Annotated in this window: 9 protein-coding genes; all 9 read left to right on the top strand. The window is 51.5% G+C overall.

Annotation, left to right across the window (positions count from 1 at the left end; translation table 11 throughout):
- Positions 1-34: 34 nt before the first annotated feature.
- The 9 genes from PCO85_11605 (at position 35) to PCO85_11565 (ending at position 20,938) form a co-directional block, all read left to right on the top strand.
- Positions 35-3,703, top strand: a complete 3,669-nt coding sequence (locus PCO85_11605) for a hypothetical protein (protein ID WJV51921.1) — start codon at positions 35-37, stop codon at positions 3,701-3,703.
- Positions 3,696-15,449: a hypothetical protein gene (locus PCO85_11600; GenBank protein ID WJV51920.1), complete on the top strand. Its 11,754-nt coding sequence runs from the start codon at positions 3,696-3,698 to the stop codon at positions 15,447-15,449. Before PCO85_11605 ends, PCO85_11600 begins: the two co-directional genes overlap by 8 nt.
- Before the next feature lie 125 nt (positions 15,450-15,574).
- Entirely contained in the window at positions 15,575-15,778 is a 204-nt protein-coding gene (locus PCO85_11595; protein ID WJV51919.1) for a hypothetical protein, read from the top strand.
- A gap of 22 nt (positions 15,779-15,800) precedes the next feature.
- A complete protein-coding gene (locus PCO85_11590; GenBank protein ID WJV51918.1) occupies positions 15,801-17,402 on the top strand; it encodes an asparagine synthase-related protein in 1,602 nt (533 codons plus the stop codon).
- A 1,007-nt stretch (positions 17,403-18,409) separates the two neighbouring features.
- Positions 18,410-18,748, top strand: coding sequence for a glycine dehydrogenase (locus PCO85_11585; protein ID WJV51917.1), 339 nt, complete (start codon positions 18,410-18,412; stop codon positions 18,746-18,748).
- A gap of 59 nt (positions 18,749-18,807) precedes the next feature.
- The gene (locus tag PCO85_11580) at positions 18,808-19,164 is read left to right on the top strand and encodes an SFCGS family glycine-rich protein (protein WJV51916.1); all 357 of its coding nucleotides are present in this window, start codon (positions 18,808-18,810) and stop codon (positions 19,162-19,164) included.
- Positions 19,165-19,166: 2 nt separating this feature from the next.
- Positions 19,167-19,466: a DUF4312 family protein gene (locus PCO85_11575; protein WJV51915.1), complete on the top strand. Its 300-nt coding sequence runs from the start codon at positions 19,167-19,169 to the stop codon at positions 19,464-19,466.
- 33 nt (positions 19,467-19,499) lie between these two features.
- Positions 19,500-20,276 carry a DUF4311 domain-containing protein gene (locus tag PCO85_11570; protein WJV51914.1) on the top strand — a complete coding sequence of 259 codons (777 nt, stop codon included), beginning with the start codon at positions 19,500-19,502 and terminating at the stop codon, positions 20,274-20,276.
- Between the two features lie 14 nt (positions 20,277-20,290).
- A complete protein-coding gene (locus PCO85_11565; GenBank protein WJV51913.1) occupies positions 20,291-20,938 on the top strand; it encodes a DUF4310 family protein in 648 nt (215 codons plus the stop codon).
- The last annotated feature ends 52 nt before the right edge of the window (positions 20,939-20,990 follow it).

Genomic DNA, 20,990 nt, shown 5'->3' with positions numbered 1-20,990 from the left:
TTAAACAACGAATCCCTTCATCGGAGGATGTTCAATGGCTTTTTTTGCACAAGCTTCCACTCCTGCACTCTATCTTGCCAGTGTTGATGGCAACAACGTGGGCGCATTGGCCTTTGTCCTGGGGTTTAATGCTGCTTCTGCAGGAAAAGAGATTGAACTCTCTGATGCCTTGACTAATGCTAATTTGGCGGGAACCTTTGTTTTTTGCCCGTCTACCATGGATTTTAACGGCGATGCTGACGCGCAGGCTGCCTTTGTGACTGCTGTGCAGAATCAGGTGGCGCGTCAACCCGCACAGCGCGGCATTCTCTGGCTGGCTACCCCCGATCCTGTTGCGCTGGCGAAATCAAATGCCATCACCTATCTGGGTCTGGCGGGGGATGGCTCATCGGTGGTGTCTGGATTGGCGAACGCCGATATATTGCCCAGTCTGGCGCTCTACATCCAAAACGGAATGACGCTTAACCTGACCGACAATCAGTTGTATCTGACGCAAGGCACCATCAAATTCACTGGGGCGTCGGCACCAGACATGACCTCGGCGCAGGCGGCTACGTTGCCTTTTGATGGTGCTAACCGGGGATGTGTCGCCTTTGAGACCTATATTCAGCGTTCATCGCTGTACAATGATTGGCAGTGGGGTTTTCAGTTCCTGTTCGCCAACGACGCTGCTTTTGATGGATTAACTTCCGAGTGGCTGCCGTTGGCGTCAGGCTCAGTCGGTGCTACTGACATGCTGGGTTTTCTGGCTAATATCGATCCCGCCAATCCCCTCAATACCATCAATACTATCAATAACCACAATCCAAATCGTTCGGGAATGTTGTTTAGCGGGGCCAATCAGGATCTCAGAACCACTCGGTTAAATTCGTTTTACCGTACGATATCAGGCGAACCGATCACTTTAACGCCTATTGGTAATTCGCAAGATCAAAGCTTACAAAACGCGGGACTGGTTTTTGCCATCGGATACCGCATTTCTGAGGGGGTAACAGATTTTCATACCGCACCTTTCGGCGATTTTCTCATTCACACCCCATATGGCCCGAATGGTGTGACGGCAGAAATTCTGTGCGGTCTTTCCGGCAGCGAATTTATTTCTGTTATTCCGGGGGCGTCATCGGATACCGCCTCCCGCTTTCGTTTTATTTCCCAACAAGGCGCGTATGCAGTGGCTTTCCCTCCGCCTGTTGCATCATCAACCGGTGCCCCGACTGATAACAATGTTTTGTTGACTCAACGCTATGTCACCTCCTGGGCCACGGTTCTTCCGCCTGCCGGCAAGCAGAATAGCTATGCAGCGCAGCCCGACGGCGCAGCGCTGTTTGGTTATGACGATTATGTCTGGAAAAACTATCCTTCATTGTTGGGACACGTCGATCCGGGTTATGTGCTCCCCGATGCAGGAACCGCGCCTTTCCCAATAGTGCCCTATAGCGGATTTCAGCCTGGCGATCGCGCCGATCAGTTCAATCAGGATCAGAGTCGCCAGTTTGAGGCGCTTATCATCGGCCCCACCCGCCGTAAGGCCATTGGCGGCAGCAGTTCGCAACAAGTTGTATCAACTCGCCTGCATAGCGCCAATCTGCAACGTAGTCTGGGGGCACTGGAAGGTGGAATGGTCAATTTCACCACCCCCGCGGGCGTGCTTGCCACCGTGGACAGCTCGGTGGCAGGGGCCGCCTGGGAGAAAATTCTGCTGGGCCAGGTTATTACGCCGGTGCCGGGTGAGATAGCGTTCAATAAACCCAGTACCGAGCTTCAACAGGCTTTCCAGACCAATCAGCTCTTTCTGGTGGCGGCCAACAGCGAACACTTTGTGCGCAATGGGGGATCATTCAACAATCAACTCAATATTGGCGGCTGGACAATCGAGGCGGATGTCGGGAATTCGCTCGATTATGGCGATTACACTAATGTGATGATCGTCAAAAACATCGAAGGCCCGCTCTATGATCCAACAGGCGATCCAGCTAAAAATCTGATCGCCAGCCCATCGAAGTGGACGCAGGCAGACACCTTCGCCGCCCCCACTATGCAACAGGGCGGCACACCCGATCAGCAGCAGATGGTCAATCTGTCACAATGGTTACAGGACTATTTTGCCGATGCTTTCAAGCAGAAGGGCGATGAATTCTTCTCCGACTTCCAGGCGCTTGCCGCTGATCCCAACTGGACTGGCATTCTCATCCTGCGCGCCAAAATCGCTGAAGTGCCTGATGAGTTGGCGGGGATCACCGCCGGGATTCGCAACCCCGACCAGTTTTACGCCCATCACCTGGTGGTGCAAATCAGCCAGATTAAAAGCGACCCACAGGGATCCGGCATTCAGATTGATAAACAAAGTTCAGTATATGGACTGGTCTACTATATCGACAGTAGCTATGACACGGACACCGAGGGCAGCCCGGTGACGCCGGCTTACGGGAAAGATTACGACTTTATTACCCTGACGCTGAAAGTCCTGTTCGAGAACACGTCGGTTAAACAGTTCTCCAGCTATACCCAGCTCACCCTGAACAAGGTTTTCGGCAGCGCAGTGAGTGCGATGGGGGATGGCGGGAATCAATACAACTCGATCATTATGTCGGGAACCTTCCAGAATAATAATGGGAAGCCGACTTACGGCATGAAGACGCTTTCCGACTACAGCTTCTTGTTCAACAATAATGTGCTCTACGCCGTGGAAACCCTATCGGCCTCCATGAATACCCTTCGGGCTGATATTGATAAGTCGCAGATCCGCTTTGACCTGACCGGCTATATGAGCTTCCTGAAGTTGGAGAGCGGGGATGATGAAGAGGTCGACTTCTACTCCTTCGGTCCGGAGGGCGACAACTACGCGTCTCGCACCGGGTTGAACTACAGCGCTCTGGGACTCGATATGATTTTTGCCACGGCCGATCCTCTCAACACTCGCGTATTAACATTCGACAGCAGCCAGATCAGCTTCAATATGGCGGCCAGCGTCGCGCGGCCTGGTAGTTTGTATAGCTCTCTTTCTCTGGAGCTGGAGGGGCTGGTCAGCTCCAGTGACGATGAGGTTACACCCAGTTCACTGGGCTATCTGGATGTGGTCACCAATATCCGGATGGGGGGCGTGACCGACGAGTGGAATGCGTTGAAATTCAAGCTAAACCTGGGCACCGTCGGTGAGCTGGCTGGCAAGGCAGGACTGAACGCTTATCTGTTGCTAGCCTGGTCGCCGGAGAGTCAAGGCAACAAATACAAAACCACCACTGGTCTCAAAATGCCGGGTTCAAACAACGGCGCGCCGCTGATCAGCTTGCAAAACGTCATCGCCCTCTCTTACGGCACTATCCAATTGCTTTATACCGATACGCCGGGAGAGATGCTCCATCCTATCTCACTGAAGCCGATAACCTATCGGGCGGGCGGCACTGCGCGCAGGACACGCCGTGCGCTGACGCCGGGTATGAAAACAAATGTCGGCGAGGGAGGCAAACAATTCATGCTGGTGCTCAATGAGATCGCCATTAAGTTCCTGGGCGTTCTCAAAATACCGCCTAACGGCAGCACCGCATTTTATCTGTTTGGCAGCGCAGATAAATCTGCAAACGACACAGGAACGAAAACCGGGTTGGCCTGGTATGCCGTCTACAACAATGAGCCGGAAGAGGACGGCGGCGACAGTAGTGTGCGTACCACATTAATAAGAAAGGGGAGTGCCGGTAATGAGTGAACAGATTCTGCCTTTGTATCCTGTTAACACCGTCTTGAAAGCCGGCAGCGCAGGAGATCTCGCTTCTCTGATCAAAGCGTTTTCCACATCAGCCCAGTCAACCAATGGCATTATTACTACAGAAGGACTGACCCGGTTACAGCATTATCTGTCTGATAAAACGCTGCGCTATTTCGTCTATCGCTCATCGGGATTCGGCAACCAGGCTAATACGGTGAATCTACTTAAGCGCATGATTGCGCTGGGATTCACCAACGATGTTGAAATGATTTATGACGCTACCAGTGGCAGTGAGGTTATCGATAAACTGGCAGTGTTGTTGCCGGGGTTGAACCCCAGCAATCCACAGCCTTATCTGCTCAATGGCGTAACGATCACCTTTTTTCCTTATAAAGAGAAGACAGGTTCTGGCGGCAAAGAGATCCGGACAGTAACAGGCTTGGTTGGACAAGCGCCTATCTGTATTAACGGTGGGGCCGAGATTGATTCCATCACCAATGAGAATCTGGCTAATGCGCTCCAGGTAGATTTCTATATTCAGCTCCAGCCTTATATGTGGGAGATCGTCAATACCTCGGATCGTCCGCTCAGTTTGATTTTGCCTGCAAACACCAGCTCCATTATCGATCTGGCCAAACAGGGTAGCTTACAGGGCAAGGAATTTTCCTATCGCGCGTTCGCCATGCCGATCCCAACAGTACCCAATTGGGCGCAGTTGTTGCAGATCCCCAAGATTAATGTTGAAACCATCAACCTTTCCAAAGCTGTTGTTGATCTTGTCTCTGCCAATAAAGTGATGAGCTTCCCGGTCTATGGTTTGTATGACTCGCCCATGGTGCGTAAACCGGTGATCGGTGGGGCATCGGAGATGCCTTTTGAGCTGGCTGCCGCCTGTGCGCAGGTGCAAAACACGGGCAAACCCTTTAATAAGCCCATCATCATGTGTCTGCTGAATAAATTGGATTCGACCACCTTTGAGCGGATAAAAACTTACTTTCCGGTCAAAGGCCAACCGCTGATGCAAGGCGATCCCACCGATATGGAACAGGAAGAGCGGATTGCCTACTACACCCAGCGCTGGTGCTACAATAGAGGGCTATTCCAGCCTAATGCGGACGGCAGTTTACCGGGGAAGATCTACATTGAACCTGATATCACCGTAGAGGCTCTCAACACGCTGGTTGCTCAGCTCGACGATCACGGTGTGATTGTCATCAATTTGCCTAATCTGCCGCAGGATCTGTTTAACTATTTCTACGAGATTGCCGCGCTGCCCTCGGTTTTCGAAGGGCAGGGAACGGCCAATCTAGTGCTTAATTTGGCGAAGCCCTTCTTTAAACTGGTGAAAACGGGCTTTAATCCCTATCCCAGTACCCTGGGAAGTCCCACCATCGGGCAATCCTTTTCACCGCTCCAGCCCAGTACGATCAGCACGCTCTCTGAAGAGCTATGTAATGCCACCTATCAATATATTCAGATTGGGGCATATGCGTTTAAAAACGGTTATGCCGTCGATAAGCTGATGCCACCGGACAAGCTGGCGGAGTTACTGCTGATACAGGCGCAGGATTACGCCAGTAATGGCCCATACCGTAAATATTTTGATGGACTGAAAGCGTATTTTACCAACAACGCCAATGATAAGTTGTTGCAGGCGTTGGTTTTTCTGGTGATGAATTTTGATCTGGGCGATACAGCGTATAACCACTCACTACGCCTGATAGCGCTTAACGCGGAGGGCGATGAAGAAACACCGCTCGATCAACTCTATACGAAAATCGAAAACGCTATTTCCAAAGGGACGCTGACGCTCATTCCCACGGTGATTTCCGATGGCCCATTTTATGATTTCATTACCGGGATCATCCTCGGCAACACCTTCACTATTGGATCAGCTACCGATCCGGTTAACGTCGACTATCCCGACACGAAAGATAGCATTACCGTTACCGGCCAGACGCTCAATTTTCTCGGTATTCCGTTGCAAACCACCATCGAATTCACGATGAACGACGATGGGAAATCCATTGATACTACTTTTGCGCTGGTGGTCGGAGACCTTAATTTAGACGCCGTAGCCTGGTTTGCTCTGGATGACGTGATCATCAACGCTACTATTCCCGGCAATAACGAGCGCATCACCGGTTCGATCGTCACGACTATCATGGTGGGCGATTATCCCATCGCGTTTACCATGGAGTATCCCACCTCTGAGGACGGTAAGATCGTCATCGCGGGTGATCTGTCAGCAGAACCGCCGTCCCTCAATGATCTGTTTACACTGTTGGGCGGGATGAACTTTATGAATACCTTGCCAGCGCAAATTAACAGCGTAGGCAATATCACCCTGCAACAGATTAAATTTGGTTACGACTACGCGACGCCAGCCATCGATTCGTTTGAGCTTTCGTTACTGAACGATAAAGAGTGGCAGCTTTTTCCTCAACTGCAACTGGAAAATCTTGAGTTCAATATCGGCATTCTCGAACCAACGGGTGATCGCACCTATAGTTGGCAGGCAAAAACCCAGGTAATGATTGGGCCGTCAGGCGGCGATCCCACGAAATATGGCCGTATTGAAGTCTCAGCCAGTTATCCTACTCTGACAATATCGGCCAGTCTGGCGGATGACAGCTTGCCAATCCCGCTGGGAGATCTGATCACGTTCTTCCTGCCGCCCAATTATAGAATCAATCTGAGCGCCGATCTCGGCAACTTCGATATGACGGTTATCCCCGGAGAGAAAGGGGCCGAATCCGTCTATAACATCAGCGCGGGCATCGACCTGATCGACTGGAATCTGTCGCTGGGTGTCGCCACGTTCAGTCTGACCAACCTCTTTATAAATATTGAAGGCACCGGCACCAGCATACCGACCGGAACGCTGTCAGCCACCACGGTACTGTTCTCCGAACAGCCGGATATTGCGGTCACCATGAACGTCACCGCGACCTATTCCGGCGAAGGTGCCTGGTCATTCGAAGGCATACAGGGCGACAACGCCATTAAGGTGAAACAGATTATTCAGACTTATCTGGGCAGCGGCTGGTGGGTGGACGGCATGCCTAATCTGGATATTTCCGAACTGGCCTTTAAAGTGGAGTCCTCGAAAGAATCTGACGACGAGGACCAGGCGACATCCTATATGGTGGGGGGAACCATCACCGTTTGGGATACACCGCTTGGCGACGACTTCCAGTCGATTATCACCGGTAAATTCGGCACCGGCTCGGCGGAAGAAAAAGCGCTGGTCCATGCAGCCTTGTTGGGAACAGCGGAAGTGCCAGTGCTCAACGAGAAAGGTGCTGTCGTGCCGATGCAGCCAAAACCGATGCTGCTGGCGGCCAGCGAGGGTGAGAACACCAGCTATGGTAATGTTTCCGCGCAGATCATCTGGAACAATATCGATCTCACCATTTTCTATAACTACGATCAGGGCTATAACTCATATGGCTTCTTCTGGGGACCACTGTCCGCCAAAATTGACAGCAAAACCAATACCGCAACGCTAAAATTCACCGATTCCACCTCGCTGGGCTCGATGGTGGAAACCTTTATATCCTGGCTTACCGGCACCAAGTTTGGGTTGGCTGCACCCTGGAGCGTACTGAATGACATCACGCTCTCCAATTTCTCCCTGATCTGGAACTTTAGCGACAACTCGGTCAAATTTAGCGTCGACATCGGTCCTATTGATCTGATTTTCGCCAAGATCACTGGATTTTCTATCGATTATCAGCCTAAGGGAAAAAATCAGGGCGTACATGTGTCGCTAGATGGCGATTTCCTGTGGTTGGAGGACGACAAAGGGCTGGCCTGGAATGCGGCTGATCCTGCCTCGACGCCCGCGCCTCCCGGCGGAGGAAACAAATATCTGGATCTGCGCCTGTTGGCGGCGGGGCAGCATGTTCAGGTGACGGGATTACAAAACATCACCTCGGTGCAGGAGGCGATAAAACTGTTGGCCGATCTGCCGGTACCGGATGGTGACAGCGTCCCAGCGATTGGCTTTGACGCGGGAAACAACTGGCTGTTCGCCACCGATTTCGGCATTTTGAAGATTGAAGAAAAGAAGAGTGGCACGGCGAAAAGCACCGAACTTGTCACGACCGATGCCGCCGATAGCAAAGGCAGTGGTTATGTCTTCACGTTACAGGTGGTGTTCACCGATCCCACCCTGTACGCGTTGCGTATCGCGCTGGAAGGTGAGGCGGCCAAGGTGTTCGCTGGACTGGATTTCCAGATTATCTATCGTAAAATCAGCGAAGGATTGGGCGTATTCCAGGCGCAGATTACCTTGCCGACCCTGATGCGCCGTATTGATGTGGGCGCATATACCATCACTCTGCCAACCTTTGGTGTGGAAATTTACACCAATGGCGACTTCAAGTTTGATATCGGTTTCCCATGGAACGAAGATTTCTCTTGCTCCTTCTCGGTCGAAGCTATTATTCCTCCTGGCATTCCGGCGTTGGGTTCCGGCGGCTTCTATTTTGGTAAACTGCCCGCGGTGGTGGTGTCGCAACTGCCGGTCGCGACGAATGGATTCTTCAACCCCAACCTGGTGTTTGGTTTTGGTGCCCAAATTGGGCTAGGTAAATCGCTGGATGTGGGGATACTGAAAGCTGGCTTCAGCCTGACGGTATTTGGCATTATCGAGGGGATACTTGCCAAATGGAACCCTTATGATGCCGATAACACCGGCAGCAGCAATGCACTGACGTTGCAGGGCGAATACTATTTCTGGCTACAGGGTACCTTCGGCATCATCGGCCATCTCTATGGATCGGTAGATTTTGTCATCATCAAAGCGTCGGTGGATATCAATCTCAAGTTATATGCCCAGATTACGCTGGCTTCCTATTCGCCGATTCCGATTACCGTCTCCGTCTCGGTGAGTGTGAGCGCCAAAGCTGAGATTAATCTGGGGCTGTTCAAGATTTCGGTAAGCTTCAGCTTCTCAACGCATATTCAGGAATCGTTCACGCTGGGATATCTGCAAAATCCCAATGATGCACCCTGGAAAGTGATATCGAAATCCGATGGTGGCCGTTTGTTGACGCGCAAAGCCAACCCTTTCAGGTTGCGTTCCTTCTCACTGGCGTCGATGAATATGATGCCGCAATGGGACCATCTGCTGGCACGTACCAGTGGCGATAAAACCCTAAACGGGTATCTGGGATTCGCGCCGAGCATCGCGGGGGATAACGCGTTCAACACCCCAACACCTGATCTCAGTAAGCAGTTCTCCTGCTATGTGGCCAGCTTGTTTATTGATGCACCCGGTGCGGCAACGCAAGACAGCAGCGTCAATCTGCTGCGCGCCGCCGGTAGCGGGCAGGACACCTCGTTTGAAAAACTGGCGAAAATGGTGGCGCGCTGGGCGGTTTCCTCCCTTCAGCCCTCGGCGATGACGCCGGAACAGATCGACGCAGTGATCGTCACGGATGATTCTCTGGCGGCGCTGATCGACTATTTGAGCGATGGTGAAAATGTCCCTATGCCGCTCAGTGTGAGCGACATCGAACAGTTCATGAGTAATCAATTCAACCTTTCGGTAAGCCTGCCCACCAGTGCGGGAACGGCCGAAGCGACGTACTTCCCGATGGCGGTTGATCTCAATATCAAGATGCCTGGTTACGGTGGACAGCCGGATATTGATTACACCTTTGCCGATTACAATACCGTCAGCGACGATTTCGTCACCTTCCTGCGGGAGTATTTCAACCAATTAGCGGTACAGGTTCAGCAGGAGAGCAGCGAAGATCAGTTACGGGCGTTTACGGTCTATCGTAACAATGCGATATCGGTAGCCTCCTTTATCTTCAGCGACTATTTCGTGCTGGTGATGCGCCAGATGTTGCAGGCGATGCGCGACGGTTTACGAGATTTCAACTACGCGCCAGCGGCGGGCGATACCGGGAATACCATCGTCACCTGGGTAAACACCACGGGTCAGTTGGATGCGGTGGGCACCCCCTTTACTTTGTATGATCTGTTCAAAGGCAATGAATCCCATCCATTGACTGCGGGTCAGACGCTGACGTTGCCGTTTGTTTCTTACGTATTGTCGGCTTCAGACAGTTTCACTTCTATTGCCGCGTTGAGCCAATACGGCGGGGCGTTTGACGCTGCGGCGTTGGCAACCAACAACGCCAATATCGCCGGTATTCTGGTTACAGGGGCGACGGTAACCTATTCCGGTACGCTGTATATCATCTCCGGTTCTGAAACGCTTACCACGCTGGCTGCGCGTATTGGCGATGGGATAACGCTGGCACAACTGCTTGCCAACAGCGATATTCTGACGCTGACAACAATCTTACAGTCCAATGGTATGTTGACTGTACCGCCATTCGGCCATACGACGGTACAGCGTGATACGCTACAGAGTGTCTCGACCGCTTATGGCATCACCATGGAAGACGTGGCCGGCGTAGATCGTGAAACCGAGATCAACCCGATTGGCACGGCGAATGGTGATATTGCCGATCTGTTCACGGCGGTCGATGAGAATCAAAATCCGCTGTTCCTGGATGTGGTGGCATTGCCGCAATTCCAGGTGGCCGCGCTGTTGGCGGAAGCCCAGCGGGTGAATGCCATTAATCATCTGAGCGGTATGGCGTCGCGCTACTACTTCCATGGCCTACGTTTGCCAACCAGTAAGATTATGCCGAATAAAGCAGGCATGTGGGTGACGACAGATCCACAGACTGGCGCGTTGAGTCTGCCAGCTTACGCTGGGTTGTTCGCGCTGACCGGCCAGCTGTTGCCGTTGAACACCTTGCCGACTGAACCGCTTTCTATCACCTTGAGTAAGGGCGACTCGCTTGACTGGCTCTCCTTTGACAGCGGCGTGTCATCGTTGACCTTTACGGTAGTGCCGCCGAATGATCAGCAGAAATCAGGCGATATTAACTATCAACGTATCGCCGCGTTGAACAGTTATGCGGTTACCACCATTCTTCCCGCTGGTCCGGCCTCCATTGATGCCAAGATCCGCGTCGAAGATGAACCAGCACGTTATCCATTGTCTAATGGCATTCGCTGGCAAAGCCGTCAGGCGATTGTGTTCCCATCAGGAGAAACCGGCGACCAGTCTAGAATCTGGCCTCTGCCATCTTCCATGTTGGCTCTCGCCAGCCTGGGCGGTGTCGATCAGGCCGATCTGTTGGCGATGTCCTGTCCGATCTTCGATCTTGAATCAGTACGGATGAATGTGGCGACTGGTGAGGCGGAGGATACCTCGGTTGAACGCGTGGCCTGGGCCTCGTCTATCGAGTTCACGGTCAAGAGACTGGCTGCCGATAGCACCGCGGGCAATGCCTATCACGATACTTATGAAATCATGGGAGCTAGCGCGAACGACGCACTAATCCTGGAGCGTATCGTTCAGTATGCCCATAATGATGCTGATTTCGCTTCCATGGTGGTGGGTTATCAGTCCGCCAGCAGCAGCGCTGGAACCACCTTCTCCGCTGACACTGGCTCGGATGTCACCTTCGGCATTTCGCAAACCAATCTCTCCACTGTAACGCGGCCGCCCAGCATGTTACGGTTCGCTACGATGTTGGCGGAAGAAGACACTAACAGCAATATTCTGAACAAACCGACGGAACTGGTGCGCTTGTTGTGGGAAGCCAGCATTACCCGCTCGGGCGGATTCTTCCTCTACTATTTCGACGCAGACAGTGGTGCAGGGTTGCCAGACGCCGCCTTTAACGATAAAGGTGAAGCGACAATCAACCTGGTTATCATGTATGCGCCTCAGCCGCGTCTACAGCCTTACATGAATGCGGTAGTCACCGGCGATCCGCTTGATACCTCCGATTCAACGTTGGTGGCGAAGACGCATTCGCAAAAAGCTACCCATACGGTGCAGGCGGACGAAAGCCTGGCTTCTATCGCGTCACGTTATCTGAGCAACCTGGTTTCGCTGGTGGAAAATACCACGGCGACAGATATGGATATCGCCTTGTTAACCGGTGCGTCATTGGCGGTGAACAACGGGCTGTACCGTGTTCCGGTCAATGGCGGTGCACCTGGTGGAAAATTAAGCGATATCGCCACCTACTTCAATATGGATCCGGCGGCGATTAAAGCGGCGAACCCGCGTATCACCGATGCCGAGTGGAATAGCGGTCTGCTCAATGGCACCGCCATCCGACTGCCTGCGGTCACTCGTACTGTCGGCACAGATCCCGGAGGCACAACGCTGGGATCGATGGCCGCCTACTATGGCACCAGTGTGATGGTGCTAGTAGGGCACAACGCGATGGTATCGTCGCTGCTGAATGTGGGCCAGACGTTGACCCTGATGACCGGGCCACTGTCTCAATCGGGATCGCAAGTGCCTGGCGTGCAGCCGATTCTGGCGACACGCGACGGCTTGCCGGTGATTCCATCTGATCCGAGTGATCCGATGTTTGCGGTGGATTTCTTGCTGAACGACTATACGCTCTTGGCCTATCAGGTGGAGGCAAACGCCGATTTCAGCGCCAGTAATGTGGGGCTACCGCTGGGCCAGCAATCTGACAATTCGTCTGATGGTGACGGAAAAGCACGCTTTGTTCGGGAGTTGACCAACGATGACGCTCTGACTTACTCAACGTCAATCCCGTATACCCAGTTTGCGGTGGACAGCGTGAATCCTGATAACCCCTATACGGCTAATGGCCGAATCTTGCAGATTGGTTACACCTGGAATGACCTTTATGGCAACCGGATTGTCTCGACGTTGGATGATATTCACAATCTGGTAGGGGCCGGCAATAACGCGCCCAGCCTGACGGGATACACCGATAATCTGATGACGATCGCGCAGTGGCCTTCGATTTCCACCAGTTGGTCGGTGGCTGATACCAATCCGGCCGGTTCGAAATTCTTGATTCAGATCACCAGCGCCTTTGATCCCAACGCGTTCAACCCGGCGGAAGGCGATAGTTCCGACGCCTGGATCTCGCGGGCCAATTCGTCTCTGCAAACATTGAACGCCATTCTGGCACAGCTTGATGATCCTAACGGTATCGCGCTGTACGTAGACACCACACTACTGAGTGACAGCATGCAGATCGATCCTGTGCAGATTGGCACCGGCGATCAGTATGGCGCGGTGGGCACGCTAACCGGATGGCTGGTTGCCATTCAAGACTTCCTGACGGCCCGGGCCAAAGGGGATAGCACTTTCCCTGAACCCGCACAACTGAGCTTTGTTTTGTCCGTTACGGCGGATAAACAGGCGATTAATCAGGCGAGTATTTTCCTGCTGACTCTCAGCCTTACAATTAAACGGACTGGTGGCATCGCGGAGGGCGATTTTGCCTCTGTGACTGCGGTGATCTCTATCTCCACAATTATTGCGGCGAAAACCGATGCCGGAATACAGTCCTCATCACCGGGCAGCAATCAGAATATCCTGTTGGGTTTTGCCCAGGATATCGACAATGTGCTGTCGCAGCCGGGCATATTTACATTGGTGATTGCGCAGGGAACCAACCGCTATCTCCCTGCCGCCGGTGTCAGTCAGTCGTCGGTGTGGGCAATGCGGATGAGTATTAATAGTTCAGGTAAAGGCATTGCTTATCGAGTTAACGATGTGGGAGTGCCTGAACTGTTTGCACCGGAGCCGGTATCGAATACGTTGGTCACCCGTGATGCTCAGGTCTATCCGTATGGCAAGCTGGCTGATTTCGATCCTGCCAGTAACAGCTTTACCACTGCGGCGGTCAACAACACCTATTCCGGTATAGAGATGGATACCTGGCTGGGCAGTTTCTTTAACTTCTTTGATTCTTTGTTTTCGCCGGAGTTTACTTCGTCGATTCTGGTGACTGACGCCAAAGCCACCAATAAGCCCGCGGGTGTGGACAGTTTCCTGACGGCGTTGGCCGAACAGAAAGAGATATTGGCACAAGTGGCATCAGAGTTAATGGCGCCTATCTATGCCGGTCAGAGCAGCACCCGCCTGGATTCTGCTAAAGAAGCATTGCGTCAGAATCTGCTAGTGAAGCTCTCTAATCTCTATACCGTGCGGGCCGCTATTTCTTTTGGGGCGACAGTCGAAGCGGATATTCCACAATTGCCGGGTGAACAGGATCCGCAATTGTTCGGCAATCTTACCTGGGACATGGATAACGCTGGTCTGGAAAGCCTGGTGACCCTGACATCGCCCAAGATGCCGCTAGTGGATGGCAACAATCAGCCGATTACCTTCCTGATGGAGTCTCCCGGTAACATCAAGGTGGATGGAGAAATAGTAGAAAGCGTGACGCTGGATCTCTCCTACGTTGGTGCGGCGGTTGAACACCAGGTGTCGGCGATACCTGGCATTAATGGTTATCTGGCTTCAAGCTGGTTGTCGCCCATCTGGAGTGACGGCAATGCCATGCTGACGGAAAGTTTGGGCACGTTTACCGTCCCGCTGATTCTCCGCGACTTCCCTGCCACGCCACGGATGACGACGCAAAACGGCACGGCGACCAATGTGCAGGCAACCGAATTGAATCAGCTGACCCAGTGGACCTATCGCTATACTTATAGCGTGGATTTCCACTTTGAGCAGGATCGCATCTATAACGTGGTTACCTATAACATCCAGGATAGCGAGGCCATGCTGATGGCTGGATACATGGACGCTTTCCAGGGATTGGCCCAGTTCATAGCCAGCCAAAAATCGGTCACACAACTGGTGGGGCAGACAGTGCCACAAATTGATGCGCAGACCACCGACCAAAGCAAGATCAATGACGCTTCACTGGCGCTCGGCGCTTATCTGAAGATGGTCACGGATATTGCCAATCAAGCAAGCAACGCAGGTAGCTTGCGGATTGCATCTGGACCAGGCGAAAGCCTCGGCCTGATAGGGGAAACCTATCGCTTTTATATCACCGAGGAAACTGAAACGGTGCAAGCTGATACGACGGAACAGGCAGTATGGGTCGTGACATTGACGTCTACTGATGGCACGCCGCCGACTGGACTGCTCGGTTATCCTTCAGTGCAGATTGAAGACTGTCGGGCGGTCTTTATACCTGAGCTAAGCGATCCACTCACTGGACGCTACGCCTACTACTATATAGACAGCAATGAGCAGCCGCTGACCGGCAAGGTGGCACAGAGTCTGGCCGAGCGTACGGTGGAATTGCCGGGTATGCAGATTCTGGAACGGCAGGACGCAATCTCGACGGTTCATTTGACTCGCAATGAGGATATCGACGGCAAGATCAATGACCCATTTGTCTTCACGACGCCAGATGTTTCGTTTGGCAACCCGTTACATCCTACTATCCGTTCTAATCAGCCAGTGAATATCGCAACGCTGGGAGTGTCGAGCGGAAAACCGGAATACCGGTCGCTGGGTCAGCATTTAACCGCGCTGTTCAATGCGTTATTTGAATCGAGCTTCAGCGGCGATAGCACGATCCAGGTGAATATGACTTATGTATATACCCTATCGTCGGCGTTGACCGCGATGTCGGTTCCGTTGCCGATAGCTGTGATGCCGCCGCTTTCCGTGAGTATTAATGAGATGGATGGTAATGGGATCACGTTGAGTGAGATGGTAGCGACCTTAACCGATGCGATCACCACTTGGGCGCAAATTTATAACCCTTCTGACTTAGGTGCGCAATTGGTGTTTGAAGTCACCATCATGTCTAACCTGACAGTGAACCCGATGCCATTGCTTGGCCTGTCTAATCTGGTATTACCGGTGCAGTACATCGTTCCGGCGCTTTCCGGTAAGTAGGCCAAAGAGTGAGTGACAAGAAGTCAATCTCGTAAGTAGTGTGAAGTAAGTAGTGATGTAACCAGTCGGTAGGACGATCCTCGCATGCGGAGATCGATTTTATGTAGACATAATGAGGACAGCATATGAGCGCATTAATGTTAGCTAAACGTAAGCGTGCTATCGATCAAGCTTATCCCAAAGTGATGGCATTACCTGATTGTTCGGGAGATTTTGAGGCAGACCTGCACCGTGAGCGTCTTCTTATCGGCGCGACCGAAGTGTTTGGTGAATATATGAGTAAGAAAACTTCAAATACGGCTGATGCCAAACAAAAAAGAGAATCTTAATCAGTAACGAGTAGGAGAGGGTATGTTCACGCTGCATATTGATAACCTGTCATCTGATATGGATTGGCATATTGAAAACGATGTACTGGTCAGTCGTAGTGGTGTGTTCACGCCTTTCTCTCATCCTATGGTGGAAGTCCGGGCGGTCACCGTGCCGTCCGGGCAATTAGGCGTTTTTATTTTCGAACGCCCTTATTGTGAAATTTCGCCACGGATCTATCTTGAGTACTCATCGGAATATAACGCCATCGTCGAACTCAAACGGAGAGCCGAAATCTGGCCGCTGCACTGGTTTTTCCTTGATATTTCGTCTTCTCACGTTGCCGTGTTTTCCAGCCGTTTATCGACGGTGCCGGTGTTTTTTGCCAACAATAAGACTCTGTTGGATATGAGTTGGGACCCGCTGACGCTCTTTCCCCTGATTCAGCCTATTCTGGATCAGCCGCGGGCGATGCTTTATCTTAGCCATTTTGAACAACCCTATGGAGTTGATACGCTACTGGCGGAGTTGAAACAGCTCTGTTCAGGGTATTATGCCCGCTGGCAGCCTGGCGAGGGATGGGAAACCGAGCAGCAAGTCGCCCGTGTGCACACTTATCCCAAAGTGCTCAAAAATCACGTTGATCCCTGCCACTCTTTTGCGCAGCTTTTGCGTGCGGCTTTGCAACGGTTATTGCCGGAGCGTTCTCTTTCTGTCGCCGCGGGATTCAGCGGCGGTCTGGATTCAAGTATTGTCGCGGCGACAGCGGCCCGATGCGGTTATCGCGTTCATACCTACGGGCTGTTAATGCCGGATGAAGGGCGGGTTCATCAGGAAACGAGACGCAATGTGGTAATGCAGCAATATGGGTTCCATGACTATACCGTGGATACTCGCCAAGGAGCACCGACGGGAAGTTATGGACATGGACGTCACCAACCTATGGTACCGTGGGAAGAGCTGCATTATGGTTATTTTGATGAGATCTATCAGCAGGCGCGAGAGGATAACTGCAACGTATTTCTGACCGGTTTTGGCGGGGATGAGTTGCTTGCCGAATATTGGGATGAGAAAGCGGATAGCGCAGCCGCGATCAATGCCTTGACCGCGGAGAGAACATTGCCGGATTTCCTGAGTGAGGGTGTACATCAACAGCAGCACGACCGCCTGAATATGTTGATGGATACGCCCGCCATCTATGCGCAATGCAGCGTTGTGGAAGCGATCAGCGGCGTAGCGGCGCAGTGTTTGCGCAACGGCCTGTGGCCGATTCATCTGTTAACCACACCGGAGATTGTTCGCTATTGTCACAGTCTGCCTCATGAATGGCGCGAAAAACGGACTCTGATGCGCACGCTTTTACTGGATTGGGGCGTAGATGAGCAAGTGGCTTATCCTGAACGGACGGAGAATTTTGTTACGCTTTCTCAACAGGCGTTGTCTACCTGCCAGCAGGTTTGTATGGGTTTTCCTTTGGATCGACTGGAGAAAGCTGGACTGGTCAAAAAAGAGAAAATATCCGCTGCTTATCAGCGTTGGCTGAAAGGAGAAGGGCGCGGCACGCTGGATATCCACTTTATCGCTGCGGTGGTGTTGGAATCGACACTAGAAGCGGTGGAAAGACAGAATGGGTGCTATTTATAAAACTAACATTCATTTTGGTTTCATTGTGATTTGTGATTTTCCACATGCATAAAAACATGGGTTTTCATCTGCCATGTTTTTGGTTTCTCGCCAGTATTGGCAACTGTTGCTAACCTTTATCTGAATACGAACGCTGAATTTTTTCCATATTTCTCCTCTGAGATTTACCTCAGTATTATTTGGATTTTGCCATACCAGGACTGTCGTTAAGCGATGGATTACTTGCTGCTTCTATGACACTGATATATCTCTTTTTCATGGCATTCATGAGCCATATGGCGCCAGGTTTATTGTTCCTTGATTTATGGTGGACTGGCTCGATATTGGCTATTTCAAACCAGTTATGACGAACATGGTTATGCCATAGGAGATAACGTATTAATATATTTTAGCTCGTTAATAAGAATCATATTTGTCGAAATGACTACGCCTTACGAATTGGAGGAGAAGCGTTCTGTATTTTACTAACCAATACTAACCTGTCTGAGGCTACTATTATCGTAGAAAATACATGACGCTATAAATACCCATTTGATCCCCATCGTAGGATATAAGACGGTGAGTATAGGGGGAACTTAATATTATTTTCGGAAAACTTTAAAAATGTACTAAATAGCACTGATAAGGCCATGTATCACGCTAAAAACGTGGTCAAAATAGTTATCAGATACTCTCATTTGAGAGGGGGTGTGGGTAAAAGTCTTCGGTGAAGACGAATGTCAGTGATGCTTTTTTAGCATATTTCTTTATTCGATTTACTGGTTTTTTACTCCGTTTTCCCACCAGGGATTTATTATCATAAAAATAGGTAGAGTGTCATAACCGTTTAAGATAAATGGATTTTCTCTGTAATGTTCCGACTGTTGGGGGAGATAACTTATTCTTATTATTGTTCAATTTCCACTTTGAAGTGGAAAAAGTGTGTCTACAAACCTTACCGCGTCGGGGGTAGTTTATTTTCAACGCTAATTATTAATATTGTTCGTCACGGGAACAGGAGTATTGCGGTGAGTAATGGAGCGGTAACGGTAAATAACGTAGTGAGTCCCGAAAGTATTCAGATATTGGCAGACCATGTGATGGTGCAGATTGGTGATCTGTTTACCGCTAAAGCGATTCATCCAAACGCCGTACAGCAACAGATGTTGGCTTCCCATGTTTTGGCGATGGCGCGACGTTCGCTAACCGGTGAGTCCCTGCCTGATGTTGATGCGGATCTGTTTGAGGAGATCTCTACCGACTCCATGCAACTGGCAGCCGAAGTCGTGGCGCTGTTTGGTAATCTTCCTGTTGAAGAGTCGTGGCTGCTTTCGGTGCATTTTGAAGTCGCCAGGGAAAATAAATAACGTGGGCAACATGGCCGCGTAATCCCCGATTTTTGAACCAACATAATAAGGAACACAACATGGTAACCGTAGTTATTGGTGATCGTTTAGGTAAAGGTCAAAAAGTTGCCATCGGCGTAGAAAAAGCCGGCGGTCGGGCAGTGGTCGTTCCAGGTGTCGCTGCAGACATGAAGCTTGGTGATGTCATGAAGGCGGAAAACGCCGATTTTGGCATCTCCTTCTGCGGTAGCGGTGGTGCCGGCGCGATTACTGCACAGAACAAATATGGCTACAAAGCGAAACACGGCATGCGCTCTATTGATGAGGGTGTCACCGCGATTAATGAAGGTGCCACGGTGTTGGGGTTTGGCTTCATGGATAAAGAAGAATTGGGCGAAAGGCTGGTACAGACCTGGAACAAGAAATACGGCAGCTAACTATGAAAGAACAATTCACGACCATGGTAAAGGTCAGCGGTAAAGGCGACAGTAAAGCGAAAGCCTTTGCCGATGCACTCAGCCAGGTACAGAACCAGGTGCTTCGAAACACCAATAAGATTCTGCTGCGTATTGAACCACAGGACGTGAAGGTGATTCGTGCGCAGGAGAGTGTGAGAAAGGAGCGCTTTCTGTTCTTCTTTCTGGCGCGTGAGCGGCGGAGCTACAGCGTGGAGCTGGAGATTACCGTCAACGTTACCGTAATTGATACTGATAAGGTGATATTTACGGCGGCGAAATAAAAACGTTGGGCGATAAGACGAAAGGAAAAACTGATGTTTTTAATAATTTTGTTCAAGTCGTTAATCATCGGCGGGTTAGTGGGTGTCGGTGTCGGCGCAGGGGCCGCACGCATGTTTCACGCACCGACCACGCAGGGGATGGGCGCATTTCGTACACTAGGTGAATTAAATTCCTGTGAGGGCGATCCGGCTTCTCACTTCTCTTTTGGACTGGGTTTTTTCTTCAATGCCTGGGCGTCCTCGGTGGCGGCCGGTGCCTTTACGCAGGATGTTGATCATCGCATTATCCCCCATTGGGGTGTGGCGGCCTTGATGGTGAAAAACCGTAACGTAGCTGAAACCCTGTACGATCCGAAAAAAATGGCCATTGCCTGCGGCATTATCGGCATGGTTGTGGTGGCCTTTCTTAACACTACGGCTTCTGCCGTACCGGCTGCGTTACAGGTTACGGCGGTGAAAGTGCTGGTGCCTGCGGCTAACCTGCTGGTGAATACCGTTATGCCGGTAATTTTCTGGTTGGCGGCGATCGATGCAGGTAAAAAATCGGGTTTCTGGGCCACGATTTTCGGTGGTCTGGCGCAGATGATCATGGGGAATGCCGTGCCGGGTCTGGTGCTGGGTATCCTGATCGGCAAAGGGGTAGAAGAGAGCGGTTGGCATAAGGTCACTCAGGTGATGATGTGCGCCATCATTCTGCTGTTTGTCTTGAGCGGCTTCTTCCGCGGCTTTGATATGAAACTGCTGCAATCTTTCCATTTGGGCATTCCGGGCTGGCTGGATCTGATTCACCACTCCCTGAGCGGTAAATAACGAGGACAATGACAATGGACGAAACAAAAAGCGGTTTTTGGTATGCCGACTGGTCTTTTCCCATCTTTGTCGGCTTGATCTCCTCTGGCGTGTTTGCCGGTACACACATGTATTACCTGTATGGCATCGGTGCTTTTAATGAAGTGGCTTTTGTCTCCATGCTGCGTTCCGGTATCTCAACCGGGGTGTATGGCGCGGTGGCGGCCTTCGGTGCCAGTTTCCTGTTTGCTCGCATCATTGAAGGTTCATTGGTGGGGATTCTCGATATTGGTGGCGCTATCCAGACCGGTGTCGGTCTGGGCGTTCCAGCGCTCTTGCTTGGCGCAGGTATCGTATTTCCGGTGGCCAACTTTGCTGCGTCGCTGGTGACGGGTCTGTTGCTGGGGTTGGCAATCGGTTACATCATCATTTTGGCGCGTAAATTCACCATCAATCAGAGTGATTCCACCTACGGTGCTGATGTGATGATGGGGGCAGGTAATGCTTCGGGCCGTTTCCTCGGGCCGTTGATCATCCTTTCTGCCATGACCGCCTCTATTCCCATTGGTCTGGGGGCGCTGGCGGGGGCGTTGGTGTTCTATCTGTGGAGTAAGCCTATCACCGGTGGCGCGATCCTCGGTGCCATGATCCTGGGTGCCATCTTCCCGATTACCATTAGCTAAGCTGTCCTGGTGGTTTGCCCTTAGTGGGCAAACCACCGTTCAAGGAGTTATA

The organism is Prodigiosinella aquatilis (assembly GCA_030388725.1).
GTDB lineage: Bacteria > Pseudomonadota > Gammaproteobacteria > Enterobacterales > Enterobacteriaceae > Prodigiosinella > Prodigiosinella aquatilis.
The sequence above is the reverse complement of the archived record's forward strand: the minus strand, read 5'-3'. Positions and strand labels throughout refer to the sequence as shown.